24 protein-coding genes are annotated in these 23,757 nt (G+C 64.3%); 4 read left to right on the top strand and 20 right to left on the bottom strand.

Annotated features, from left to right (window positions below; genetic code table 11):
* Window positions 1–124 precede the first annotated feature (124 nt).
* The 6 genes from K289_RS0141260 to K289_RS47420 form a co-directional block, all read right to left on the bottom strand.
* Window positions 125–628: a hypothetical protein gene (locus tag K289_RS0141260; RefSeq protein WP_027556617.1), complete on the bottom strand. Its 504-nt coding sequence runs from the start codon at window positions 626–628 to the stop codon at window positions 125–127.
* Window positions 629–637: 9 nt separating this feature from the next.
* Window positions 638–1,696, bottom strand: coding sequence for a hypothetical protein (locus tag K289_RS0141255; protein WP_156918481.1), 1,059 nt, complete (start codon window positions 1,694–1,696; stop codon window positions 638–640).
* Between the two features lie 64 nt (window positions 1,697–1,760).
* The gene (locus K289_RS0141250; RefSeq protein ID WP_027556615.1) at window positions 1,761–2,003 is read right to left on the bottom strand and encodes a hypothetical protein; all 243 of its coding nucleotides are present in this window, start codon (window positions 2,001–2,003) and stop codon (window positions 1,761–1,763) included.
* 251 nt (window positions 2,004–2,254) lie between these two features.
* Window positions 2,255–4,324, bottom strand: a complete 2,070-nt coding sequence (locus tag K289_RS0141245; protein ID WP_027556614.1) for an AAA family ATPase — start codon at window positions 4,322–4,324, stop codon at window positions 2,255–2,257.
* Window positions 4,325–4,332: 8 nt separating this feature from the next.
* Window positions 4,333–4,578, bottom strand: a complete 246-nt coding sequence (locus K289_RS0141240) for a hypothetical protein (RefSeq protein ID WP_027556613.1) — start codon at window positions 4,576–4,578, stop codon at window positions 4,333–4,335.
* A gap of 158 nt (window positions 4,579–4,736) precedes the next feature.
* Window positions 4,737–5,147 carry an AlpA family transcriptional regulator gene (locus tag K289_RS47420; protein WP_035688232.1) on the bottom strand — a complete coding sequence of 137 codons (411 nt, stop codon included), beginning with the start codon at window positions 5,145–5,147 and terminating at the stop codon, window positions 4,737–4,739.
* A gap of 1,067 nt (window positions 5,148–6,214) precedes the next feature.
* Between K289_RS47420 and K289_RS0141230 the strand changes: the two genes are divergently transcribed.
* The 3 genes from K289_RS0141230 (at window position 6,215) to K289_RS0141220 (ending at window position 10,058) form a co-directional block, all read left to right on the top strand.
* On the top strand, window positions 6,215–7,279 hold the full coding sequence (locus K289_RS0141230; RefSeq protein WP_027556612.1) for a ketopantoate reductase family protein: 1,065 nt from the start codon (window positions 6,215–6,217) through the stop codon (window positions 7,277–7,279).
* Window positions 7,280–7,576: 297 nt separating this feature from the next.
* Complete coding sequence (locus K289_RS0141225) at window positions 7,577–8,401, top strand: YkgJ family cysteine cluster protein (protein ID WP_027556611.1); 825 nt, start codon at window positions 7,577–7,579, stop codon at window positions 8,399–8,401.
* A gap of 145 nt (window positions 8,402–8,546) precedes the next feature.
* Window positions 8,547–10,058 carry an ATP-binding protein gene (locus K289_RS0141220; RefSeq protein ID WP_027556610.1) on the top strand — a complete coding sequence of 504 codons (1,512 nt, stop codon included), beginning with the start codon at window positions 8,547–8,549 and terminating at the stop codon, window positions 10,056–10,058.
* On the opposite strand, the gene K289_RS47415 is transcribed toward K289_RS0141220, so the two are convergent.
* From K289_RS47415 to K289_RS0141170, 10 genes are all read right to left on the bottom strand, one after another.
* Window positions 10,059–11,135, bottom strand: a complete 1,077-nt coding sequence (locus K289_RS47415; protein WP_245284162.1) for a HoxN/HupN/NixA family nickel/cobalt transporter — start codon at window positions 11,133–11,135, stop codon at window positions 10,059–10,061.
* A 288-nt stretch (window positions 11,136–11,423) separates the two neighbouring features.
* Complete coding sequence (locus K289_RS0141210) at window positions 11,424–12,164, bottom strand: ABC transporter ATP-binding protein (protein WP_027556609.1); 741 nt, start codon at window positions 12,162–12,164, stop codon at window positions 11,424–11,426.
* A complete protein-coding gene (locus K289_RS0141205; RefSeq protein WP_027556608.1) occupies window positions 12,161–13,012 on the bottom strand; it encodes an ABC transporter ATP-binding protein in 852 nt (283 codons plus the stop codon). Before K289_RS0141205 ends, K289_RS0141210 begins: the two co-directional genes overlap by 4 nt.
* Window positions 13,012–14,835 carry an ABC transporter permease gene (locus tag K289_RS0141200; RefSeq protein WP_027556607.1) on the bottom strand — a complete coding sequence of 608 codons (1,824 nt, stop codon included), beginning with the start codon at window positions 14,833–14,835 and terminating at the stop codon, window positions 13,012–13,014. Before K289_RS0141200 ends, K289_RS0141205 begins: the two co-directional genes overlap by 1 nt.
* A 53-nt stretch (window positions 14,836–14,888) precedes the next feature.
* A complete protein-coding gene (locus tag K289_RS0141195) occupies window positions 14,889–16,046 on the bottom strand; it encodes an ABC transporter substrate-binding protein (RefSeq protein ID WP_027556606.1) in 1,158 nt (385 codons plus the stop codon).
* Between the two features lie 61 nt (window positions 16,047–16,107).
* Window positions 16,108–16,692: an alkylhydroperoxidase domain protein gene (locus K289_RS0141190; protein ID WP_027556605.1), complete on the bottom strand. Its 585-nt coding sequence runs from the start codon at window positions 16,690–16,692 to the stop codon at window positions 16,108–16,110.
* Window positions 16,693–16,704: 12 nt separating this feature from the next.
* Window positions 16,705–17,301, bottom strand: coding sequence for a CMD domain protein (locus tag K289_RS0141185; protein ID WP_084788977.1), 597 nt, complete (start codon window positions 17,299–17,301; stop codon window positions 16,705–16,707).
* 24 nt (window positions 17,302–17,325) lie between these two features.
* Entirely contained in the window at window positions 17,326–18,363 is a 1,038-nt protein-coding gene (locus K289_RS0141180; RefSeq protein ID WP_027556603.1) for a putative FMN-dependent luciferase-like monooxygenase, read from the bottom strand.
* Window positions 18,364–18,487: 124 nt separating this feature from the next.
* Complete coding sequence (locus K289_RS0141175) at window positions 18,488–19,282, bottom strand: MetQ/NlpA family ABC transporter substrate-binding protein (protein WP_027556602.1); 795 nt, start codon at window positions 19,280–19,282, stop codon at window positions 18,488–18,490.
* Window positions 19,283–19,418: 136 nt separating this feature from the next.
* The gene (locus K289_RS0141170) at window positions 19,419–20,864 is read right to left on the bottom strand and encodes an MATE family efflux transporter (protein WP_027556601.1); all 1,446 of its coding nucleotides are present in this window, start codon (window positions 20,862–20,864) and stop codon (window positions 19,419–19,421) included.
* Window positions 20,865–21,014: 150 nt separating this feature from the next.
* On the opposite strand from K289_RS0141170, the gene K289_RS0141165 reads away from it, so the two are divergent.
* Window positions 21,015–21,590, top strand: a complete 576-nt coding sequence (locus K289_RS0141165; RefSeq protein ID WP_035688229.1) for a TetR family transcriptional regulator — start codon at window positions 21,015–21,017, stop codon at window positions 21,588–21,590.
* Window positions 21,591–21,658: 68 nt separating this feature from the next.
* Here the strand turns inward: K289_RS0141165 and K289_RS51345 are convergent, their stop codons facing one another.
* From K289_RS51345 to K289_RS0141145, 4 genes are all read right to left on the bottom strand, one after another.
* Complete coding sequence (locus tag K289_RS51345; protein WP_156918479.1) at window positions 21,659–21,841, bottom strand: hypothetical protein; 183 nt, start codon at window positions 21,839–21,841, stop codon at window positions 21,659–21,661.
* A gap of 146 nt (window positions 21,842–21,987) precedes the next feature.
* Window positions 21,988–22,182, bottom strand: a complete 195-nt coding sequence (locus K289_RS0141155) for a hypothetical protein (protein WP_027556599.1) — start codon at window positions 22,180–22,182, stop codon at window positions 21,988–21,990.
* Window positions 22,183–22,288: 106 nt separating this feature from the next.
* Window positions 22,289–22,924, bottom strand: a complete 636-nt coding sequence (locus K289_RS0141150; protein WP_027556598.1) for a response regulator transcription factor — start codon at window positions 22,922–22,924, stop codon at window positions 22,289–22,291.
* A gap of 165 nt (window positions 22,925–23,089) precedes the next feature.
* Complete coding sequence (locus tag K289_RS0141145; protein ID WP_027556597.1) at window positions 23,090–23,719, bottom strand: response regulator transcription factor; 630 nt, start codon at window positions 23,717–23,719, stop codon at window positions 23,090–23,092.
* Between the last annotated feature and the right edge of the window lie 38 nt (window positions 23,720–23,757).

Below are 23,757 nucleotides of genomic sequence, written 5' to 3'. Positions count from 1 at the left end.
AAATTTCAGTGCCGTCGCGCTGGAATTTTAGAGAACTTCCCTAAAACCGAAGCTCCCCCCAGCCCCTCAAAGTCAAATCGGCCGTTAACGTCCGATTTTCTCTTGCTACTGCCATCGCGCGTCGTCATTGCATCCGTGTCGGCAACGCTGGCAGATCGATCGCCTTACCAGCGCCGACCTCGATGATCTGGAGCTTCAGCTTGGCGACCTCGGCTTCCAATTGCGCCGACCTCGTCTCGGACTCGGTCACCTGCAACCGCAATTCCCGCAGCTCGCGCTCGACGGCGTCGGCGAACTGCGAGCTGGCGTGGAGGCCATCGTGCAGCAGTTGCTCAATCACGGTGCTCTGCGCGATCAGGCCGTCGATCTCATCTTGAAGCTGTTGCTCCCGTTGGGTGCGCTCTTGCTGCTGCTCTCTCTCTCGGCGCTCCTGCGCAAACTTCTCTTCCTGCTCGGTGATCTCGCGAGCATGCCTTTGGTTGGTGGTCTCGGTGCGCTCGATGCGCGGCTCGAATGCGGCGACGGTCTCGACCGACTCTGTCGGCGAATGGGACCGCATCCGATCGACGCGCCTGATCGCGTCTAGGCTCTCGCGGCGGGAGCGCTCGATCTCTTCGGCTGAAGGCATGGCTTCATCTCACCAATTACAATTTTGAATCCAGCAAACAGCGCTGTTGCTTCGACGCGACCATGTCACCGGCCACACGAGTCGCAGTGCGACGGTGTCGGTCTGAAAAAGCTCCCGTGTCGGCGCGGCGACGACGCCGGGACTCGGGCCCGTGACGATGTCGTTCGCGGGTGCGGCCATGTGCAGCGTGCCGGATGCGGCAAGCTCGATGCGCGGGCTTTCGATTGCGGAAACGACGGCCTCGGGCACAAGGCCGACAACGGTTTTTGCCGGCAGTGACGCGCACGAATAGACCGTACCGGGATTCACAGCCACGACGTTGAGCACCATGGCTTGCGCTGGCGATGCGACGATGATCGGTTGGCCTGAGCCGCTTACGGGTGCCAAGGCCGTGGCGATGTTGCCAAGGTCTTCAGCCATCGCGTTCTGACCCGACGGTGTCGGCGTCAGCGACGCAATGCCGTTGAGAATCCCGGCCGGTTGTTGACCGGGGACGCCAGCAGCGGTCGAAAAGAAAACGCTATCGAGTGTCGGACCAGCCGACTCGATCATGTTTTGCCGAAACACCGCTTCGGCGTTTGACGAGCGATACATTTCGCCGGTCAGCGTCAAGATCATTCCGAGCTTGTGTGGGTCGATCACCGCGCCGGTCGATGTGGTGCCAGCTTGCACGGGGATCGGCCCAGCTTCGGCGAGCCATGCCGCGAGCGGCAGCGTAATTCCGGGGACCGACACTTGCGCGGCCTGATCCAGCGAAACGCTCAACGACTTCGCCAACACTTGGGCCGAGGCTGATGTCGGTTGCAGCGATGCGACGAAATGCTGCGCGACTTGCGCCAAGCCTTGCGCATCGGACAGCTTGAGCGGTGCGGTGGCGCTGCGCAGGACCAGACCGCCGATGTGGTCGTCGCCGAGCGGCGGTCGATTCCTGTCGCTGGCATGGCGCGCCAGATGAATAGCGGCGCGGGTGATGGAGCGCAGCGAGGCCTCGCGGGCGTGATTGAAGTCAGGCCGCAACGGAATTGGCGCTGGCCGGAATTGATCTCGGGCTGTGCGTTCGGCGTTCATGACGGACCTCCTGATCGGCGCAGGATGCCATGACTTGAGAACGGCCGATGGGTACGCGTCCCCGTCAACGATGCTCGGCGGCATCGGCGGCAGCCGCGTCGTCAAGCATGCGCTGCAGCGCCTGCCTGATCTCTGGTCGCGTGTACACATCCCGGCCCGGCGGAAGGTTCTTGGTGTGAACCAGCAGATCGATGTGCTCGACGCCGAGCACCACCGTCTCGCACATCCTGCCTGCCTTCAGCCGCCGCCGGTAGGACGCCTTTCGGTCGCCCGGCGGCGGTGGATTGCGTGGCGGTCGGCGGGGCATTTCAACGATCCCTTCTAGCAACCGTTCTTGCCCCTGGTGGGACGAGCAACCATGCACCGTCCCCTTAGGGGGACGGTTGCTCTGGTTGCTCTCGGTCCTCGGGCGATGGTTGCTCGATGGTTGCTCATCGGTTGCTCGCCGTTTTTCGATGGTTGCTCGACGGTTGCTCATGGTTGCTCTTTCGATGGTTGCTCGACGGTTGCTCAGGGGGGTGAGCAACCGATGTCATAGAGGTTGTGCTGCAGCGCAGCTTATGATCTTTGGGTGCTGGTCCTGAGCCATGTAAATTCCCCTTCGCAGGCCACCAGGTTGGCCGCGACTAGTTCCGTCCGGTACTTGTAAAACTTGGCCCGCTGGATGTTTGCCGGCCCCTTGGGGTCAAGCAGTCCGAGCAGTTCGCATTCGGCCTTCCAGTCGTCATTGTGGACGGCCACCAGACCGTGAAGCCGCTTCATCCTGTCACCGCCGCCGCTGGCGACCACATTGGTGAGGGCTTCGAGATACTTCGTCGCCAAAGGTGACGGCGGTTTGGACGGACCGGCCCTTGCCTTGTCGGAACACCACCGGTCGTCGAGGAGGAAGACGTAGGTATCGTCAAAGTCGGCGCGGTTATCCGGCTTGCGCTCGCGCGCCTTGTCAAACGACAGGTTGAAGGAGATGTCGGTGTCGTCGCGCTTCACCTCGGTGAGCGCGATCACGGCATCCATCTCCCACATGCGCGTCTTGTCGCCGTAGACCTTGTCGTCGTCGTTGGCGTGATGGACCCACATCTGTCCGATGCGGCGCTTGGTGAGAGCGTGAACCCATCGCATCGTCTTCTGCCACGGCTCTTCGTCGCGCTGCGGTCCGGGAATCAGTGACATGATGTTGTCGAGGACAATGAAGTCGATGCCGCCGATCTCGGCGATGATGCCGTCGATGGCGGCTTGTCCCTGCCGTGTATTGAGCGGCTGGAATCCTTCGATGTCCTCGGTGTTCAGCACGCGAAACCCATCGGGTCGGAATTGATCGCGCACGCGCTCGCTGACTTCGCCGAGCATGCGTTCTTCCTCCGCTGCCAGTCGCTCTTTCAGCAGCGACCGCGACATCTCACCGTCGATGTACAGCGCCCGGCACTTGCGATGTCCTTGCCAGTGCAGGAACGACATCCCCGCCGACATGCGCATCGCCATGGCGAGCGCGAAGTTCGTCTTCCCCAATCCTGTTTTTGCGAACAGCAGCGCGCGGCTGGTGGTCGAGAACACTTCGCCCATCAAGAGATCGCGCGGCGGGAGATCGCGCTGTCGCCATTGGTCGAGGGTGAGAAATCTTTGTGGAGGTGTTGGAGGTTCGGCAGCCTTAATGGTTACATTGTCACCATTATTAGCCTCGCCGTACTTTGCGACCGCGCTATCGATCAGCTTCTGCACGTCAGGATCATCGATACCTCCTTCGGCATAGAGCGAACAAGCCAACTTGATCGCCAGTTCGGACCAGCCTTTGCCAACCATCGACGCAATCGCATCGCGTATGCTGTTGTGCCAGCAATGCGGGACTCGGGTTGCCTTCAGCAGCGCAAGCAGCTCGTCATCGCTCTTGCCTGTTGTGGTCGCGTGCGCCTCGGCGTAGGCGGTGAACGGATTAGCTGGCGGCTTCGCCGATGACAGTGCACGCAATGCTTCCACCGAGTAGCTAGGCGCATCCCGCTGCACGCGCAGTGTCACCAGTTCGGTGGCGTATCCCTTCGCAATCTTGTCCGGCTTCGGATAGTTGGTCGTCCCGGCCAACCGCAGCACGCGGGCGGCATCCTGCACATCGTCGCTGCCGAACCTGTCGCGCAGCGCCGTGTTGACCTCGACCAGCTCGGCGGCATCGGTGATCGGCTTGGCGTTCAGGAAATAAAGATGGGCGCGCCGATGCGGCGTGGTGCCGGTGATCACCGTCATCGCCGGAAATACCGACTCGTGGCTGCAGGTCATAGCGATGCGCTCATAGTCGCGGAGCTGGTCAAACTCTATCCATGCAAATCTCGCGGCGAGGAAGTGACCGCTGTTCGCGCGCCCCGATCTCGGCTCCTTACCATGGCGCAGGGCAGCGCCGACGTAGACGTTATAGCCCGCTTCATTCTTGGCGGCGGCAAACTCGGCGGCCCCCTTCAAGTCGAAGGCCGAGAAGTTTTGCGCTTGGTTCAGCTCACCGCTGGCCGGCAGCATGTATGCGATTTCGATCCACGCGTCGGGATATGCCGCGACAAATTCCGGTGCGAACAGCGCGTAGAGGTGCGCGCTGATCTGCTCCAGGTTCGGCTTCAGATCGGCGACGGTGATGTTCGCGGCGTCCATGGCTGTGCTCACTTCTTCTCGGCGCGGCGCTCGGCGCTGTGCTGCTCCATCTGCCTCTCAAGCCGGTTGGCGGCGTCACGCAACGCATCGACCAGTCCCTTCATCGCGCAATCGGTGACGAGGGTCGGCGGTCCTTCCACCGCGAGCGCGACGGCGACGACGCAATGCACGCGCCAGATCAGGCCGTTGACGAGCTTGTAGAGCTTGATCGGCTTCGGCGGACGACGTGGAGGGACGACGAAGAAGGAGGTCATGGTGCGACCTCATTCGCCGTAGTGATGTCGTGCATCGCCGTACCTCCCTCTTGCGTTGGGATGGTCCGGGCTTATGATGCGGGGGTGATGTTCGCCCCGATCCCTCGCCCGGATCGGAAAAACAAACGGCCCCGGATTCGCTCTCCGGGGCCGACTCATTATGCGATGCTGTCTGCTTCGTGCTCGCGGCTCGTTCCCAGCGCCGGCTGTTCTCTCGACCTTCGTCCGCGTCCGCGTCCGTTAACCTCGGCCTGCCATTTGATGACTTCGTCGAGGTACCAAACCCGCTTGTTCGGGGAAATGTAGGTCGGACGCGGAAACCGGTCCTTCTTCCACATCCGCCACAACGTTGTGGGGCTGACGGGGATGATGCGCAAAAGCTCTGCTTCGCTCAGCATCTTCCGGAGACCCGCCTTCTCCAGCTCGGCGATGTTCAAGGCGGCGACGGCGGTGGCGGTGGAGTGTGCGGTCATGGTGCGACCCGTTTCATTCCCGAACGTTTCAAGCGCTTTCAGTTTGCGCTGTTCGCCACCTTCAGAAAAGTTGAACGGGAGAGTTGTTGTCGCCAAAATGCATTCGGAACCGAGTTATCGTCCCTAAAATGCATTCTGAGCCGAGTTGTTGTCACCAAAATCGCGGGAGGGACGTGAAATAGGGCCTATTGGGGCCTAGCGGTTTTCCGGGTCACCCGGTCCGTCTCCGGCGATATTACAAAAACCCTTGTACTGCAGCGGTTTCTTTCATTCCCAGCGCCGGGAAAATAGCCCTTGCAGCAAGGACCACACGGTTTTGCCGTACGCGCGTTCGTCGATCGCCACAGGGTCTCCGGCGGTGTGCACGCGCACCGGAAATGTTGGCGAAGCGAACCGTCAGCGCCGCTCGTCTGCACGCTGCCTCGGGCTCACAGGGACTACCCGCCCTGCCCGCGCCTCTCGTGCCGACGCTGCCGCGTCCACCGCAACCCGGCCCGCGATATCGTGACGACGTACGATCGCCCCTCTTGGTGGACCAGGATGGACGACAAATACGATAAATCCGAATTTCGGTAAAGCGGAATCTTTTCGCGCGTATGACTTGACAGACTTCGGAAGCGGCGTCGGTGTTTTGCCCGTCGGGCAACGTGGCGACCGCCGCCTCTATGGTCGCGCCTCGGTTCGAGATCTTTGGTTCGCACCCAAAGACATTGTAATGACCGTACTAACCGCAACTGGCACAGACTGCATATCCCATCCAGCTTGACCTTAAGTAACCAGCGCGGATGTCGAATGAAGTCCTGCTTCGAGTCCTCATTGTCGTTCTCGGTTTTGTACCGGTCGTGCTGCTGGCGCTGCTACTGTTCTGGAAGTAGAGCCACCTTAACGGGTCGGCGCGAAGCGCCCCCGATGACAGGCTCAGCGAAATCCGGGCTCTTCAAACGGACGCAGCGATCCCGGATTGGGCTTCGCGCCATCCAGGCGAGGGACAGCGCTGGCCGGTGCGCCCTCTAGAAGGCGAACGAAGCAGGAATCGCGGCGACCGCCTTGTATGCATTATCCCAGTTGCCATCCCGAGGCACTTCGCTTTACATGCCGCTCAAATCCGCCCCAGACGGCACGTCCGGGGTGGAAAATGGCACGATTTGTCAGAGGGGAAAGCCATGGCGCGCAACATTCTGATCCTGGGGGCCTCTTACGGCTCGCTGCTGGGCACCAAACTGTTGATGGCGGGGCACAACGTGACCCTGGTCTGCCGCGCGAAGACCGCGGAGCTCATCAATCGCGACGGTACCGAGGTGCGCATCAAGCTGCGCGACGAGGCGGTGCATCGCGCGATCTTCTCGCGCGACCTACCTGGCAAGCTGGATGCTGTGACGCCGGCCAATGTCGACGTCTCCCGTTACGACATGGTGGGCCTTGCGATGCAGGAGCCGCAATACACCAACCACACCGTCCGCGTTCTGATGGTCAAGATCGCCGCGGCGAAGCTGCCGTGCCTCTCGATCATGAACATGCCGCCGCTACCCTATCTCAAGCGCATCCCGACGCTGGCAGACATGGACCTCGAGGAGGCCTACACCAATGCGCAGGTGTGGGAGCGGTTCGAGCCAGGCCTGGTGACACTCTGCTCGCCCGACCCGCAAGCATTCCGTCCGCCGGAAGAAGCGGCGAACGTGCTGCATGTCGGCCTGCCCACGAACTTCAAGGCGTCGGCGTTCGCGGACGAGAAGCACAACAAGGTGCTGCGCGAGCTCGAAGCCGACATCGATGCCGTCACGCTCGATGGCCACGACGTGCCGGTGAAGCTGAGGGTGTTCGACTCGCTATTCGTGCCACTGGCGAAATGGTCGATGCTGCTGACCGGCAACTACCGCTGCATCACGCCGAACGATCCGCAGTCGATCCGCGACGCCGTGCACAGCGATCTTACGCGCTCGCAGACGATCTACGATCATGTCGACGCCATCGCCCGGCGCCTCGGCGCCGACCCGCAGGACCAGGTGCCGTTTGCCAAATACGCCAAGGCCGCCGAGAGTCTGCTCAAGCCGTCATCGGCGGCGCGAGCGGTCGCAAGCGGCGCGCCCTTCATCGAGCGCGTCGATCTGCTGGTGAAGCTGATCTCGCATCAGTTAGGTGTGCCCAATGCCGAGATCGACCGCACGGTCGAGATCGTGGATCAGAAGCTGAACGAGAGGATCGTGCAGGGCGGATCGGGCGCGCAGTAACGAGGAATGGCGCAGCCGCGAAGCCGCGCCAATTTGCACCAAACCTCATCAGCCCGGTTTCCTGATGCGAACCGGGTCGGCCTTGGGCGTGGCCTCCAATTCCATCGTGATTTGGTCCGAACTGGACCATCACGGGTGCTGCGCCATTTGCGCAAACATCGCATACATGCGACTTCTAGCTATGAGCGGGGTGCCGAATTGCCCCGCCCTGCGATAGGTCCGGATACCGGTTCCCTGGGGCCGCAGGTTCCCGGCCGGCGTGAGCCGGATAGAAGACGGAAGAACAAGTAGACGACGATGGATCAGGCGACGCTGCAGATCGTTCGCGCGGTGGAGGCCGGCGCGACGACGATGAAGGGTATCGTTGACGCGACCGGATTGTCCCGCCTCAAGGTCGAGCGCGCGCTGAACGCGCTGGAGAAGCAGAAGCTCCTCATTCGCGATGGCCAGGGTTTTCGGGTCGCCGGTCGACAGGCACCGCCGCCGCCTTCCCGGCAATGCGGATCGTGTAATGCCTGCTGCGACATTCTCGAGGTGGCTGCCGTCGACAAGCCGGTGAACCAACTGTGCAGGCATTGGCAAACCGGCACGGGATGCACCATCTATGACCGCCGTCCGCAGATGTGCCGCTCATTTGTCTGCGCCTGGCTGCAAGGCCATCTCGACGACGACTGGTTTCCCGAGAAGGCGGGGCTCATCGTGCATTTCAGCCAGGACGCGGTCAACGTCACGGTCGATGACCATTGCCCCGATCGTTGGCGGGAAGAGCCCTACTTCAGCAAGCTCAGCGAATGGTCGCTGAACGGCATCAAGCGGATCGGAAACCGCGGTTATGCGACCCTCGTCGTCTCCGGCCCCGACAAATTCCTCCTGCTCGGCCGCACCATCGTCCCCGATCCGACGCTGTTCGGCACCGCCTTCCTGCCCCTGACGTCAGACACGTTCCGATTCTGGAAGGCGAAGTCGCCCGAGCATTTGCAGCGGCTGCATGCGCGCGTTGCCGAGATCGAGCGCATCCGGCAGGAATTCGGCTCCTGCGCCATCCCTGAGAACGAGGATGACGACCCGCAACCGCCTTACCGGCCCGCGCTGCTGCGATTGTCGAATCACGCGAGCGCCTGAACCGCGCGACCACACCTGAGCATGCGTCGACGTGTTCCCTGAACGCAGCCGTGGGCAACGCCGCGTGATTCGCGATGCACCGCTCGACGCGCCGCGATCGGGTTGGTAAGCCGCTTGCCGCGAAGGGAAGGCTTTGAGTCGGGACATGACGGTTGCGATCGAGATGGGGCAGACCACGGCGGGCGCCGCGGCGGCCATGGACCTCGAGGAACTGCTCGCCACCCGCCTCCTGGTGCAGGGCAATTCCGGCTCCGGCAAGTCGCATCTCTTGCGACGGCTCCTGGAGCAGAGCGCGCCCTGGGTGCAGCAGGCCATCATCGACCCCGAGGGTGATTTCGTCACGTTGGCCGAGCACTTCGGCCACCTCGTGATCGACGCCGAGGATCATACCGAGCGCGGCCTTCAGGTCGCCGGCGAACGCGCGCGGCTACATCGCGTCTCCACCGTGCTCAATCTCGAAGGGCTCGATGCCGAGAACCAGATGCGGCGCGCGGCGGCGTTCCTCGGCGGACTGTTCGACATCGATCGCGACCATTGGTATCCGATGCTCGTGGTGGTGGACGAGGCGCAGCTATTCGCACCCGCTGTTGCGGGCGAAGTATCGGACGAAGCACGAAAACTCTCGCTCGGCGCGATGACCAATTTGATGTGTCGCGGCCGCAAGCGCGGGCTTGCCGGCATCATCGCGACCCAGCGGCTGGCCAAGCTCGCCAAGAACGTCGCGGCGGAAGCCTCCAATTTCCTGATGGGCCGGACCTTCCTCGACATCGACATGGCCCGCGCCGCCGATCTGCTCGGCATGGAGCGGCGGCAGGCGGAGACCTTTCGCGATCTCGAGCGCGGACAGTTCATGGCGCTGGGCCCGGCGCTCTCGCGCCGGCCCTTGCGCCTGCACATCGGCCCGACCGATACCAAGCCGCGCAATGCTACGCCGCGGCTGCTGCCGCTGCCCGAGGCGACGCTGGAGGACGCGCGTGCGGTGATCCTTGCGGCACCGCCGCTGGAGGCGAGCCGCCCGCAGCGCCGGCCAGCGCCGGATCTGCTCGAGCAGCTCAGGGCTGCGAAATCCGCCGCGATGGAAACCCGCCCCGAGCCGATCGAGCTACCGGTCAGCGCCGAAGAGCTTGCGGAACGGCGCGAGCGCGTCGATCGAACTTTACGCGCCGTACTGGCCGAGCCTGACGCCGGCTTCCGCGCCATCGGTGTGCTCTATCAGGAGTTCGTGGTCCGATGCCGCATCGAGGGGCTCGGGTCGGCCGTGCCGGATCTGAACGAATTCCGCCGCATGCTGACCCGTGCGCGTGCGGGGCTCGGCGCCGAGCTGGCCGAGGACGACGCTTGGCAGGAGGTTACGCTGCGCGCCTCCATCCTGCCCGACGACATGCAGGGCGTGTTCATGATGATGGCTCGCGCGGCCAAGGAGGGCTGGCCGTGTCCGGGCGACGCCGCGATCGCGCGCGCCTATGGCTCGCATTCGCTGCGTCGCGCGCAGCGGCTGCTCGGCTACATGGAGGAGCAGGGCCTGATCGTCTGCCAGCTCGACGGCGGCGGACGCAGGATCGTGACGCTGGTCGAGCTCGCCTGGGCGACCGCGCCCGGCGATCCCAACGGCGATGACCAGCCGGTGAAGCAGGCGCAGAGCGCAGCTTCTGCCTGATCAGGCGGTCGACGCTTGCGCGGCCGCCGGCTTCGTCACGGCTTGGCCGTTGGCTGGAATGGGCCTGTCGCCCGTAAACATGCGACGATAGAGCACGACCGAGACGAGCCAGGCGATCACGAACAGCGCGATCACCGCCAAGCCGAAATTCGCGAGCGACTCGTTGAGGGAATCGATCCGCGTCCACAGCCCACCGGACAATGCGAGGCGGTCGCCGATCAGGCCGAGCGCCTCGATGCCGCCGATGAACAGGGCAACCGCGACGGAGGCGCCGGTGATGGTCAGGTTGTACCAGAGCTTGCGCAAGGGATCGACGAAGGCCCAGCGATAGGCGCTCACCATCAGCACGGAGTCGGCGGTGTCGACCAGCGCCATGCCGGCGGCGAACAGCGCAGGGAAGACCAGGACATGCGCCAGCGAAACGCCGCGCACGGCCTCGGTGGCGGAGATGCCGAGCAGCCCGATCTCGGTTGCGGTGTCGAAGCCGAGCCCGAACAGCAACCCAAGCGGATACATATGCCGGGGCTTTGTCACCAGGCGGAACATGGGGCCGAGCATGCGCGCGAGAAATCCGCGATTGGCGAGCAACGCATCGAGCCCTTCTGCATCATGGACGCCCTGCTCGCGGGCGATGCGAAACGTCCGCCACAGGCCGGCGAATATCATGAGGTTGAGGATCGCGATCACGAGCAGGAAGATCGCGGAGACCGAGGTGCCGATCAGGCCGCCGACGGTCTTGAGCAGGCTGTCACCGCCAAGGCTCACCACGCCGAGCGCCAGCAGCATGGTCGCGACCACGACAACGGTGGAATGTCCGAGCGCGAAATAGAGGCCGGCGCTTCGCGGCGCCGCGCCCGCGTGCATCAGCTTGCGCACGACATTGTCGATGGCGGCGATGTGGTCGGCGTCCACCGCGTGGCGCAGGCCGAACACCCAGGCGAGCAGCGCAGTCGCCATCACCGCGGGCCGGTCTGCAAACAGCGCGAAGGCCCAGGCCCAGGCCGCGATATTGGCAACGACGAGCCCGCCGAACAGCAGCACCAGTTTGGGCTCGACCCGCAAAGACCACTTCGTCACGCGACCATTCCCGTCCATCGCACCTGCAGTATGATCTTTTCATAGAATGGTCACACTGGCTAGTGCAATCCCGGCTCATCGCCGGGTGATCGCATATACGAATTTGCAGGAGGTCGTCATGCCCGGGCTCGTCCCGGGCATCCACGTTCTTCGTACCATGGGGAGGCAAAGGCGTGGATGGCCGGGACATAGGCGAGCGAAAGCGACGCCGTCCTTACGGCTATGCCGGCCATGACGACGCGGAAATATCAGAGCACTGAGCACATCGCGGGACAAGTTGTGTCCGCGTTACGCCGCCTCGGAGCCGCCGAGATAGGCGTCGCGCACCCGGGGATCGTCCTTCAGCGCCCGCGCCGGGCCGGAGAGCACAATCTTGCCGGTCTGCAGCACATAGGCCTCATGCGCGATCTCGAGCGCGAGGCTGGCATTCTGCTCGACCATGAACACCGACACGCCTTCCTGGTTGATGGTGCAGATCAGCTCCAGCACGCGGTCGACATAGAGCGGCGACAGGCCCATCGTCGGCTCGTCCATCACGATCATGCGCGGCCGGCTCATCAGCGCGCGGGCCATCGCGACCATCTGTTGCTCGCCGCCGGAGAGCGAGCCGGCGCGCTGCGACAGCCGATGGCCGAGTTTCGGGAAGAGCGCGAGCATCCGCTCCAGATCCTGCGCGACCTCAGCGCGATCGTTGCGCACGAACGCGCCCATCAGGATGTTCTCCCTGACGCTCATGTCGGCGAACAGCCGCCGCGCTTCCGGCACCGAGGCGATGCCGCGGCGAACGATCTGCGGCGTGGTCAGCCCGAGCAACGAAGAACCATCGAAGGTCACCTCGCCCGAACGCGGCTTCACGAGGCCCAGGATGATCTTCATCGTCGTCGATTTGCCGCTGGCATTGCCGCCGAGCAGGCAGACGATATGACCGCGCCCGATGCTGATCGACAGATCGAAATGCACCTGCGCCTGGCCGTAGAAGGTGTTGACGTTCGACAGCACGAGGAGAGGACCGGGTGCGGTGCTCGTCATGCCGCAGTCTCCTGCTCATCCTCGGACCGCGACAGGCCGTGGCCGAGATAGGCCTCGATGACCTTGGGATCGTTGCGCACGTCTTCGCCCAAGCCTTCCGCGATCTTCTTGCCCTCGTCCATGACCATGACGCGGTCGGAGAGGCGCATGACCATCTCGAGCTTGTGCTCGATCAGGAGGATGGTCGGGCCTTCCGCCTTCAGCTCGGCGACGAGCGCCTGCATCTCCGCGGTCTCGGTCGGATTCATGCCGGCGGTGGGCTCGTCGAGCAGCAACAGGCGCGGCTTCAGCGCGAGCGCGCGCGCGATCTCGACGCGGCGGCGGTTGGCATAGGACAGGCTGTAGGCCGGCTGGTCGATCCGCGGCAGCAGCCGCTCGCCGAAGCGCGCGAGAATGACCTTCACCTCCTCGCGCAGCCGCTCCTCCTCGGCCCTGACGCTTGCGGGACGCAGCAGCGCCAGCCCCAGCTCCAGCAGCGGGCCGATCACCGGCACGGCCGGCTTGACCGCACGCAGCCGCGTGTGCGCGCCGATCAGGACGTTGTCCATGACGCTGAGATTACCGAAGACGCGGCCGAGCTGGAAGGTGCGCGCAATCCCCTGCCCTGCCAGCGTTTCCGGCACCAGGCCAGTGATGTCGCGCCCTTCGAGACGAACCTCGCCGGCATCGGGCCTATCGTGCCCGGTCACGAGGTTGAACAGGGTCGTCTTGCCGGCGCCGTTCGGGCCGATGATGCTGACGAGCTCACCCCTCGCGAGATCGAGATCGATGGCATCGACGGCAGTGAGGCCGCCAAAGCGCCGCGTCAGGCCGCGAACGGACAACATGGGTGCGTTCTGCTCGGCCATCAGATCGTCCCCAACAGGCCCTGCGGCCTGAACCGCACTAGGAGCAGAAGCACGATGCCGTAGATCAGGATGCGGTACTCCGCAGCAATGCGGAAGACTTCGGGCAAGCCGACCAGCGCGACCGATCCGAGAATCGCGCCGACGACATTGCCGAGGCCGCCGAGGATCACGACGGTCAGCGCCAGGATCGATTGCTGCGTGTTGAAGGTCTCGTGATTGATGTAGGAGTAGAGATGCGCGGCGATGGCGCCGCTGACGCCGGCGGCGAAGCCGCCGAAGATGAAGGCGAGCGACTTGTAGCGGTTCAGGCTGAGGCCATAGGCGCGCGCGGCGATGTCGTCGTCGCGAATGGCGCGGAAGCTGCGACCGAGATGCGATGTGAGCAACCGCCCCTGCAGCAGCGCCAGCACGACCATCACCGCAAAGCTGAACCAGTAGACCGACGATGCGCTGATCAGGTCGTAGCCGAACAGTGACAAAGGCGGAATCCCCGAGATGCCGATCGGGCCACGCGTCACGCTCTCCCAGTTCAGGATCACCAGCGACACGATCTCGCCGATCGCGAGCGTCGCGATCGACACGTAATGCCCACGCAGGCGGAACGACGGCGAGATCAGGGTCGTGCCCAGCGCCGCACTCATCAGGCCTCCGGCAATGACGGCGAGACCGACGGGAACGGACAGGCTCAGCGACAACAGCGCCGAGGTATAGGCACCGATCGCCAGCAGTGCGGCATGCCCGAGCGAGACCTGCCCGATCGTGCCCGCAACCAGCGTCAGGCTGAGCGCGAGCATGCCGAGCAGCCAGGCGTTGATCAGCGTCTGGAGCACGTAGAACGAGACCGGAAACAGCGGCAGGATGGCAAAGCCGCCGACTGCGACAGCCAAGGCCCAGCGGGGAATGCGCAACGGGCGACTCGGCGCGATGAAGGTGCCGGTGAGCGGCTCGGGCGGTGCCTGCCGCGCGCTCGCGAACAGGCCGTTCGGCCGCAGCACGAGAACCAGCACCAGCAGCAGGAACGCGAACAAATTGCGATAGCTGGTGCCGAACACCGCAACGCCGTAGCTTTCAACGAGTCCCAGCAGCAGGCTGCCGACCACGGCGCCGGGCACGTTGCCGGCGCCGCCGACGACTTCGGCGACGACGCCCTTGAGCGTCGCCTGCAGGCTCATCGCCGTGTCGATCTGGTTGTAGTACATGCCGACCAGCATGCCGGACACGCCGCCGAGCGCCGCGGCGATGCCGAATACGGCCTGATTGACGCGATTGACGTCGACGCCCATCTGCATCGCCGCGTCGCGGTCCTGCGCGGTGGCGCGCACCGCCCAGCCGAGCTTGCTGTAGCGCAGGAACACAAAGAGAAGCAGCGCGCTGGTGAGGCCGACGCCGGCGATCAGGAGGTCGAGCGGGCCGATCGTCCCGTTGCCGACCTGGAAGCGCACGTCAGGCAACTGGCTCGGCAGCGCGCGCGGGTTGGGCGAGAAGGTGAGCATCACGAGCTGATCGAGCACGAAGCTGATGCCGATCGTCGCGAGCAGCGGCGCGATGCGCGCCGAGTTCTGCAGCGGTCGCAGGCCGAACCGCTCGATGATCAGTCCGACCAGCGCGGCGGCGACTGCGACCACGACAATGGTGAGGGGCAGCGGCGTGTGCAACTGCACCACCGCCACCCAGCCGATATAGGCGCCGACGAGATAGATCGAACCCTGGGCAAAGTTGATCAGGCGGCTGACGCCGAAGATCAGCGCGAGCCCGACCGCAACGAGCGCGTACACATTGCCGACGATCAGCCCGTTGATCGTGTAGTCGAGCCAGGAAGCCACGCGATGGTCCCAATGAGAGGAAAGCGGCCGGAGCGATTACTTCGGCCATGATGTCAGGTCGGCTTGCCGTCCCAAAGGGCGAACTGGCCCTTGCGCACGACAAGCTCGGCATTCATGGCGCCCTTGACGCGGCGGGTCTCGACGTCGAACGTCGCCGTCCCGAAAATGACGCTCGAGACATCCTTCACTTTCGTGAAGGCGTCACGGATCGCGCGCCGGTCGGTGCCGCCGATCTTCACGACCGCGGCCGCCATGTTCATCGCGTCATAGGCATAGGCGTTGAAGGCGTCGGGCTCCTGCCCGTTGTATTTATTCTTGAAGCCGGCAATGAACTTCTGCACCTCGGGCCGCGGATCTTCCGGGAAATAGCGCGTGCCGAGATGGACGTCTTCGACCGCCTCGCCGCCGAGCTCCAAGAATTTCGGCGAGTACACCGAGCTTGCGGCGCAGATCGTCTGCTTCAGCCCGACCTGGCGTGCCTGGCGCGCGATCAGCGCGCCGTCGGAGTAGTAGGAGATCAGGATCAGTCCGTCCGGATTGGCATCGCGCACCCGCACCAGCGTCGAGCGGAAGTCGCGCTCTTCCGCAATGTATCCTTCGGTGATCGCGACGTCTGCGCCGTATTCCTTGGCCGCCTTGACGAAATAGTCGCGGCTGGTGCGGCCCCAATCGGTGTTGAGGTGCAACACTGCGAGCTTCTTGAGGCCGAGGCGCTTGACAGCATATTGCGCCAGCAGCGGCTGCTCGTCGGCCTGGCTGACGGAGGTGCTCCACATGAAGTCGCCGCCCTTGGTGAAATCGGGATGCGAGTTGGTGAAGCCGAACTGCACCAGCCCTCCCCGCTGATAGATCGGAGACGCCGCCATCGAGGCCGGGCTCGAGAAGTCGCCGAGCTCCATGACGATCCTGGAGTCGGAAACGAACTTCTGGGCGATCGCCACCGACTGGCGCGGGTCGCTCTGGCTGTCCTCGAAGCTGTACGCGAGCTTACGCCCGTTGATGCCGCCGGCGGCCTGGATCTCGTCGAGCGCGAGATCAAAACCTTGCTTCCATTGCGTGCCGTATTGCGCGTTCGGCCCGGTCAGGGGACCGCTGACGCCGAGCAGGATCGGCTCGGACGATTGCGCGAAGGCGGCGCGGGAGAAGGCCGCTCCCGCCATCATGGCGGCAAGTGAACCCCTCACCAGGGTACGACGATCCATGTTGCTCAAGCTCGGCTCCATCCGCTCAGATGTTGGATATTTGTCGCAAGTTCCGTGCCAGTGAAGATGCCTATTTCGTCGGCTCGCCGAGCGAGAGCATCAGCCTGTTGGCCCAGTTGAAGAATGACGCGCCGTTGATGACGTCGACGATTTCGGCATCGTCGAGCCCAGCGCGGCGCAGCTCCTCGATGTTATCCTGATCGAACGCGATCGGCGTTGCGGCGAGCGCCACCGACGCCTTGACCACCGCGTTCCAGCGCTCGCCGAGATCCGCACCTATGCCTTCGTCGAGCAGGCGCTGCACGTCGTCGCGGCGCTTGGAATAGGTGCTGGCAAAGCGCGCATGCACGGAGGCGCAATAGATGCAGCCATTGTAGCGCGAGGTCGCTGCCGCCGCGAGCTCGCGCTCGGCGCGCGGCAGGCCGTCAGCGGTATTGTAGAAGATGTCCTTGTCGGTCTTGGTCCGGGCTTCCAGCACTTCGGGATCGCGCACCAGGAGGCGGAAATATTCGGACTTGGCGCGGGCGCGATCGACGAGGCCCGCAAAATGCCGCTCGGTCAGCTCAGTCTCGGGCAGCGGATCGATCCATGCCACCCAACCCAGTTCGTCCTGGGTGAACACGACCGGCGGATTGACGGTGTTTGCAGCGCTCATGATTGCGGTCTCCTACGCGCTCGCCGCGCCAAGCGTGCGCAAGCCGCTCACGACGCGCACCTGGAACGACAGGAAAGCGACGAGCTGGGACAAGGTGACGATGCCGGTGTTCGACCAGCCGGCGCCCAGCAGCGCCTTCATATCCGCCGATGCCGCATCGCGCGGCCGGAATACCAGGAGATGCGCATGTTCGAGCGCCGCGGCGAGGCGCGTGCCGAGGGCGGACTTGCGATCTGCACTCACGCGGTAGACCAGGCCGGCCTTGTCCTCGATCGACAGCGGCCCGGCCGGAAAGGCGCCATAGGGACCAGACGTCCTGCCCCGGGTGACTTCGGCCTCGATCGTTTCGACCAGGCCCGCTCCGTCGGTTGCAGCGAGCTTCGCCCGATAGAACGCGGTCACGTTGGGTTCGCCATGGAGGCCGATCACGAAGAGCGCGACCGTCGCGCGCTCCGCGAGAGGGAAATCGCTGGCGTCAACCGGCTCGAACAGCGCGAGATAGCTCTTCTGTGCGTTCTCGCGCGCCTGCGCGCGCTTCGCGCGAATGGCGTCCAGGCTCGATCCGGGTTCGATCCCGGCAAGCGTGTCGATGATATCCGTCGTGCTCATCATTCAGCCTCGTGCAATGTTCGGCTAGCCCGCCAGCGCGACGTCAGCCGTAGCGGTCCGGGTCCAGCCCAGGGCGGGCGCAACCTTCTCTGCGACCAGCTCGATCGATCGCAGGATGTAGCGATGCGGCGGATCAACCGAATGCGCCTGGAAGACGAGATCAGTCACCCGCTCCAGCGTGGCGTCGGCGCGGAGCGAGGCAATGACGTCGTCGGCCGCGCCGACATGCGTATCGAATGCCGTGATCATCTCCTCCAGCGTCTCGCCCGGTTTGGCGTGGCCGCCCTTCATGAACTGTGGGAGTGCGCGCCGCAGCCCGATGTCGGCGAGGTGCATCGCCTCAGCGCGATCCTCGGCGACGAAGACGCTGCGCGATGCCATGATCCGCGGCTCGCATCCCGGCGGCAGCGCCTCAAGATAAGCGTCGATGATCGGATTCTGGATCTCGGCGAGCGTCGCGCGCGACGCTTCCTTGGTACGAGGCTGGGTACGCGACAACAGGAGACCGTCACCCGCCTTGCCGGCGCGCGCGCCACCGGCCACCGAGAATGTCGCCTGCCATATCCGGTCGCACAATTGCGGCCGCAGCGGATAGAGCGTGTCGCCGCCGGTGAGCGGCTTGCCGGCCAGCGCGGTCCGGACGACGTCCAGATTACGTGCGAAAATCTCGTTGCGCTGGCCACTGTCGAGGCCGAAGGCGGCAAAGGCCGACGGATTGCCGCCGGTGCCGACGCCGAGCTCGAACCGGCCGTCGCAAAGAAGATCGAGGACAGCAGCATCCTCCGCCACCCTCACCGCGTTCTCCAGCGGGAGGGTGACGATGCCGGTGCCGAGGCGAATGCGCGAGGTCTGCGCCGCAACGTAGCCGAGGAAGGTAAAGGGCGAAGGCAGCCCGCCCTCGCGCTCGTGAAAATGATGCTGCGCGATCCACGCGGAATCGAGACCCGCCTTTTCCGCGCGCACGATCTGCTCCGCCGCGAAGCGGTATCGGTCCGCCGGGGGTGCCTCATCGAGAAGCCGCGTGAAGAACCCCAGTCGTTTCAGGTTTGCAAAGCGTTTCATACGACCCCTGTCGGGCGAGGATTGCCACGGCCCCGATGATGTCGGTTGCCGCGGCCCGAGGCAAGCCAGCGGCGCGCAAGGCTGCCACGTCGCCGGGTCCTCCGCCGGAGTTTTGGCAGTTTGCCTACCAGCTCGGCAGCACTGCGCCCTTGAACTTGGTCAGGACGAACTCCTTGACCTCGGGTGTGTGATAGCTGTCTACGAGGATCTTGACCCAGGGCTTGTCCTTGTCGGCGGTCCGGACCGCGATCAGGTTGACGTAGGGGCCCTTCGGATCCTCGCGCAGGATCGGGTCTTTGACGGGGTCGAGTCCGGCCTGGGTTGCGTAATTGGTATTGATCGCGGCGGCATCGACGTCGTCGAGCGCGCGCGGCGCCTGCGCCGCGTCGACCTCGACGAACTTCAGCTTCTTGGGGTTCTCGGCGATGTCGAGCACGGTCGGCTTGAAGCCGACGCCGTCCTTCAGCTTGATCACGCCCTTGTCGCGCAGGAGCAGCAGCACGCGCCCGCCATTGGTCGGATCGTTCGGGATCGAGACCTTGCCGCCGTCGGGAATGTCGGCCCAGCTCTTGTGCTTCTTCGAATAGACCCCGATCGGGAAGTTCACGGTCAGCCCGACGGACTCGATCTTGTAGCCGCGGTCGGCCTTCTGGTTGTCGAGATAGGGCTGGTTCTGGAAGGAATTGGCCTGGATGTCGCCAGCATCGAGCGCGGCGTTCGGCACGACGTAGTCGGAGAACTCGATGAGCTGGATATCGAGCCCGTTCTTCGCCGCGATCGGCTTCACCGCCTCGAGAATCTGCGCATGCGGGCCCGGCGTCACGCCGATCTTGATGGTCTCGGCCGCGGCTCCCACCGACCAGACGGCGAGCAAGGTTGAGAGGATCAGGGGGAGGCGAAACGACATCTTGGTCTCCATGGAACCGGCAATAACCTATGTCGTCTTCTCCCGTACGTGGCGCGAAATCAATGAAATGGAAATTCAAATTTGGCCCCGCGGCGGGACGCTGCTTCTCTCCGCGTGGCCAATCGGGAAATGGAAAGCCTTGGCATGGTCACTCGGGCCGCCACGTCGACGGCCACAGCATGATCAAGGCACAGATCACCGCATAGGCTATCAGCGATACCGTGACCATGCCGGCGACCCCCGCCATCCCCGCACCAAAGCTGGTCACGGCTATCCAGCCGCCGCCGGCCGCGATCAGGATTCGCGCGATCGATGAGGCGAGCGGCCCCATCGCGCGGCCGGTGCCCTGGACGGCAAAGGACGCAACGAAGCCGAAGCCGAGCGCGGCATAGGCCGGAGCAACAATGCGCAAATAGGTCATGCCCTCGCGCACCACCTCCGTGTCGTGGCTGAAGAGATGGAGCCAGCCGGTCGGGAAGATCGCAACCAGGATACCGATCGTGCCGGTCATGACCATACCGAGGACGCCACTGATCCAGCCGATCCTCCGCGCCCGCGCCATCTGACCTGCCCCCATGTTGACGCCGACCATGGTCAAGGTCGCCGTGCTGATGCCGAACAGCAGCGGGATCATGATGTAGTCGAGCCGCGAGGAGATGCCGTAGCCCGCAAGCGCGGAGGTGCCGAACAGGCCGACGGCGGCGGTGACCAGGATGACGGTGAGGTTGGTGAGCACCGCATTGAGCGCGGTGGGAATGCCGACCTTCAGCATGTCGGCGAAGATCGCCGCCCGCAGCCGCACGATGTGCAAGTTGAGGCCGGATCGGCCGGAGGCCATGTAGCGCAGCAGAAATAGCATCGCGGCGCCGTAATAAAGGCCGAACGCAACGCCGGCGCCGCCGATACCGAGTTGCGGAAACGGACCGAAGCCGAAGATCAGCACCGGCGAGACCGGGATGGTCACGATCGCGCCGATCAAGGTCACCAGCGCGGGCACCTTGACGTTGCCGGAGCCGCGCAGTGCCGCCGCCTGGAGATTGACGATCCAGACCGGAATGGCACCGGCGAAGAGATAGTTGGAATAAGTGACGGCGGCAGCGAGCGCCCCGTCCCGGCCGCCAAGGGCGCGAAACAGATGTGGACCGCCGAGAGCCGCGCCGAGCGTAAACAAGGCGCCCGCCACGATGGCAAGCACCACGGCGTGAAACAAGGCGGCATCGGCGTCGTCGCGGCGGCCGGCGCCGACTGCACGTGCCACCGAAGACGCCACGCCGCTGCCGAACCCACCGTTCGACATCATCGTCATCAGCATGAAGATCGGGAATACCAGCGCGGCGCCCGCCAGCGCATCCGTACCGAGGAAGCCGACATAGTAGGCTTCCGCGATATTGACCGCGGTCTGCGCCACCAGGACGGTCACGGTCGGGAGCGCGAGCTTGACCAGCGTCGGCAGGATCGGCGCGACGAGGAGCGCGGCGCGCCTCCGCTCGCTCGCGCTCTGGTCGGACGGGGCCGCCCGGCGAAGCGGAGCAATGGCGCGGGCTGCGCTTTGCGTGGCGGACGGGGCCGGCGGAGCGGCGTCCTCGACTGACATGCGTGCAATCCTCTCAAGTCAAAAGGACCGCCGCCTTCGGCCGCCCCATTGCATTATGCTCATAATTCATTATTATGATCGTAATGCAATGGGTCAACCCTCACGATTTTGTGGCCGGGCTCGCGGCCGGTTGGCAGGAGGCAACAATTGGTGCGCTACGAGAAGGGACATAAGGACGAGACGCGCCGTCACATCCTGGACGTCGCCTCCGCACAGTTTCACGAGAGCGGCATCGCGGCGGTCGGCCTCGCCGGGATCATGTCGGAGGCCGGCCTGACCAATGGCGCCTTCTACACCCACTTTGAGTCCAAAGAGGATCTGGTGCGCGAGGTCCTGCTCGACGCGCTGTCCCGGCGCGAAGAGCGCCACAAGGACAATCTCGAAAATGGTGTCGAGCTCGTGACGACGATCCGCGAATACCTCTCGCCGCGCCATCGTGACCGCGCCGGCACCGGCTGCCCGACCGCGGCGCTCGTCGCCGAGGTCGCACGGCATCCGAAGACGACGCGCGACGCCTTCACCGGAAAGATTTCGGATATCATCGCACTGATGGCAGCGCAGATCCGGCAGGGCTCGTCAGGCGAGCGACGACGCAAGGCGATCGCGATCTACGCGACCATGGTCGGTGCGCTGCAATTGTCGCGCGCGGTCAATGACAGACAATTGTCGGAGGAGATCCTGGAGGACGCGGTAGAGGCCGCGGTCAATCTCGCCCGCGGGCGGTGATATCAGGGCACATCCTGTGCCCGACCTCGCGATAGCCTTCCGGCCAATCGCTGGGAATTTCAGGCGCGTTATCCGCGCCCACAGCAATCGACCAGCAGCTCCCAGATGCGCTGAGCCTCCGCACTCTCGTGGCGGTCCATTCCCTTCTCAGTGTTCGCTTGCGAGAAGATCGCGATTGGATTCGCTTCGCGCGGTACAATCCATCGCTGTGTGATCGGATCGTACCATTTTCCGATATTCATGTCGCTCACGCTGACAACTCACGTCGTTGAACCAGTTGAGCGCGGCGCTCATTCGCATCTTGGTCAGCGTTGGCCCGCGCACAGATTTCCAACCGGGTGCCTCTGCAAACGTTCCTGGATGCTGGCAAGTCAGCGCGGTATAATGATCTCCCCTGTCAACCCGGTCTCGCCGGATGCAGCGTGCGCGGATGGCGCTCGTGCAGCAGCCGCGCGAGATCTTCGCGCTCGGTGTCTCGCCCCTTCATGGCGGCCTCGAACAGCGCCTCCTGGATATCGCGGGGCATGTCGCCCCACACCTCCATGGCGGCGCGCCCCAGCAGTTTTGCGAAATAGTCTGCTCCATCGCCCATGCGATTCTCCCGATCTTCGCGCCTATGGATGGAACAGCCATCGCAATACCGAGTTCCATTGCCATCATTGTGCAAGAAGGGGATGCTTCGTTGCGCTAAGCATCCGCTACGGCGAAACCAGCTTCTTGCGTACGGCATAGCGAACCAGCTCGGCGGTAGACGACATCCTGAGCTTGCGCATGGCGGAGGCGCGGTGGGTCTCGACGGTCTTCACGCTCAGCTTCAGGATCGCGCTGATCGACCTGTTGGTGTGGCCCTCCGCGATCAGCTGGACCACGCTCTGCTCGCGCGAGGTCAGCAGCATGTCGGCCCGGTTCTGCTTGTTCGCCTGGTAGTCGTGGAGAAGCTTCTCCAGCAGCACGCTGGTGAAGTAGGGCCTGCCGTCGAGCAAGGCTTCGACGGCGGAGATCAGATGCTTGCGGGCATCGGACTTGAACAGGAAGCCGCGGATCCCGGCCAGGATGGCCTCCGTGAGGAGCTCCTCGCTTTCGTGCATCGTGAGGATCAGCACTTCGGTTTTCACGTGCAGCGCCTTGAGGCGGCGGCTGACCTCCAGACCGTTCATGATCGGCATCGAGTAGTCGACGATCATGATGTCCGGTCTGGTCTCGAGCGCCAGCGCGACCGCCTGCTCGCCATTGGTCGCCTCTCCGCTCACGATCCAGTTGGAGCGCGTTTCAACGATCGCGCGAAGCCCGGAACGCACGATTTCATGATCATCCGCAATCAAGATGCGTTTCACGGCGTCGTTCCCGTTTGCCGGCCCCCGCCCGACCGGGCGGACAACGGCGGTGACCGGCCGCAAATTCGGCCGATCATACGGCGCCCGGCGGGAAGGGTTATCCAACAAAACCCTGAGAAATCCCGGCGAAGGTACTGACGCCCCGCGGCCCGCCGATGTCACCGTTCAGGCCTCGACCAATCCCGCCCGGATTGCGTATCGGACCAAGCCCGCCGTCGAGTTCACCTCCAGCTTACGCATTGCAGCCGCCCGATGTGCCTCGGTCGTCTTGACGCTGAGGTCGAGGATCGCGCTGATGCCCTTGTTGCTGTAGCCCTCGGCGACCAGCTTGACCACGAGCTGCTCGCGGGCCGTGAGCTCATGGTGCCTCTCGCCGTCGGCGCGCGACCCGCTATCGAATTCGGTCACACAGCTTTGCGTGCAGAACGGCCGGTGCAGCAGCAGCGCCTCGACCGCCGCAAGCAGCAACTTGTTCGCGTCCGACTTGACCAGGAATGCGCGCGCCCCGGCCTCAAATGCCTGCTGCGCGATCAGCCCCGAATTGTGCACCGTGAAAATCAGGACCTCGGTCTGCAGCGGATAGTCCCTGATCCGCCGCGCCACCTCCACGCCGGTCATGCGCGGCATCGAGAAGTCGAGGATGGCGACGTGAGGCCGGCTCTCGATCGCCGCGGCGACGGCCTTGCCGCCGTCAGTGGCCTCGGCCACCACCTCCCAGTCCGCCCGCTGCTCGAGCACCGCCCGCAAGCCTGACCGCACCGCTTCGTGATCGTCGGCTATGAGAATTCGTTTCATGGCAGCACACTCCAAATTCTTCGCCGCTGTTCGGCCAC

Origin of the sequence: Bradyrhizobium sp. Cp5.3, assembly GCF_000426265.1 — a bacterium.
GTDB lineage: Bacteria > Pseudomonadota > Alphaproteobacteria > Rhizobiales > Xanthobacteraceae > Bradyrhizobium > Bradyrhizobium neotropicale.
Note: the sequence above shows the minus strand (reverse complement) of the source record. Positions and strands in the feature narration are given on the sequence as shown.

Bases quoted from the DNA above. Each gene is read 5' to 3' on its own strand.
- K289_RS0141220 (WP_027556610.1), top strand. From the start codon at position 8,547: ATGACGGTTGCGATCGAGATGGGGCAGACCACGGCGGGCGCCGCGGCG.
- K289_RS0141185 (WP_084788977.1), bottom strand. From the start codon at position 17,301: ATGAGCACGACGGATATCATCGACACGCTTGCCGGGATCGAACCCGGA.
- K289_RS0141145 (WP_027556597.1), bottom strand. From the start codon at position 23,719: ATGAAACGAATTCTCATAGCCGACGATCACGAAGCGGTGCGGTCAGGC.
- K289_RS0141240 (WP_027556613.1), bottom strand. From the start codon at position 4,578: ATGACCTCCTTCTTCGTCGTCCCTCCACGTCGTCCGCCGAAGCCGATC.
- K289_RS0141210 (WP_027556609.1), bottom strand. From the start codon at position 12,164: ATGACGAGCACCGCACCCGGTCCTCTCCTCGTGCTGTCGAACGTCAAC.
- K289_RS0141170 (WP_027556601.1), bottom strand. From the start codon at position 20,864: ATGTCAGTCGAGGACGCCGCTCCGCCGGCCCCGTCCGCCACGCAAAGC.
- K289_RS0141180 (WP_027556603.1), bottom strand. From the start codon at position 18,363: ATGAAACGCTTTGCAAACCTGAAACGACTGGGGTTCTTCACGCGGCTT.
- K289_RS0141250 (WP_027556615.1), bottom strand. From the start codon at position 2,003: ATGCCCCGCCGACCGCCACGCAATCCACCGCCGCCGGGCGACCGAAAG.
- K289_RS0141205 (WP_027556608.1), bottom strand. From the start codon at position 13,012: ATGGCCGAGCAGAACGCACCCATGTTGTCCGTTCGCGGCCTGACGCGG.
- K289_RS0141175 (WP_027556602.1), bottom strand. From the start codon at position 19,282: ATGGAGACCAAGATGTCGTTTCGCCTCCCCCTGATCCTCTCAACCTTG.
- K289_RS0141260 (WP_027556617.1), bottom strand. From the start codon at position 628: ATGCCTTCAGCCGAAGAGATCGAGCGCTCCCGCCGCGAGAGCCTAGAC.
- K289_RS0141255 (WP_156918481.1), bottom strand. From the start codon at position 1,696: ATGAACGCCGAACGCACAGCCCGAGATCAATTCCGGCCAGCGCCAATT.
- K289_RS0141225 (WP_027556611.1), top strand. From the start codon at position 7,577: ATGGATCAGGCGACGCTGCAGATCGTTCGCGCGGTGGAGGCCGGCGCG.
- K289_RS0141190 (WP_027556605.1), bottom strand. From the start codon at position 16,692: ATGAGCGCTGCAAACACCGTCAATCCGCCGGTCGTGTTCACCCAGGAC.
- K289_RS0141230 (WP_027556612.1), top strand. From the start codon at position 6,215: ATGGCGCGCAACATTCTGATCCTGGGGGCCTCTTACGGCTCGCTGCTG.
- K289_RS0141245 (WP_027556614.1), bottom strand. From the start codon at position 4,324: ATGGACGCCGCGAACATCACCGTCGCCGATCTGAAGCCGAACCTGGAG.
- K289_RS0141155 (WP_027556599.1), bottom strand. From the start codon at position 22,182: ATGGGCGATGGAGCAGACTATTTCGCAAAACTGCTGGGGCGCGCCGCC.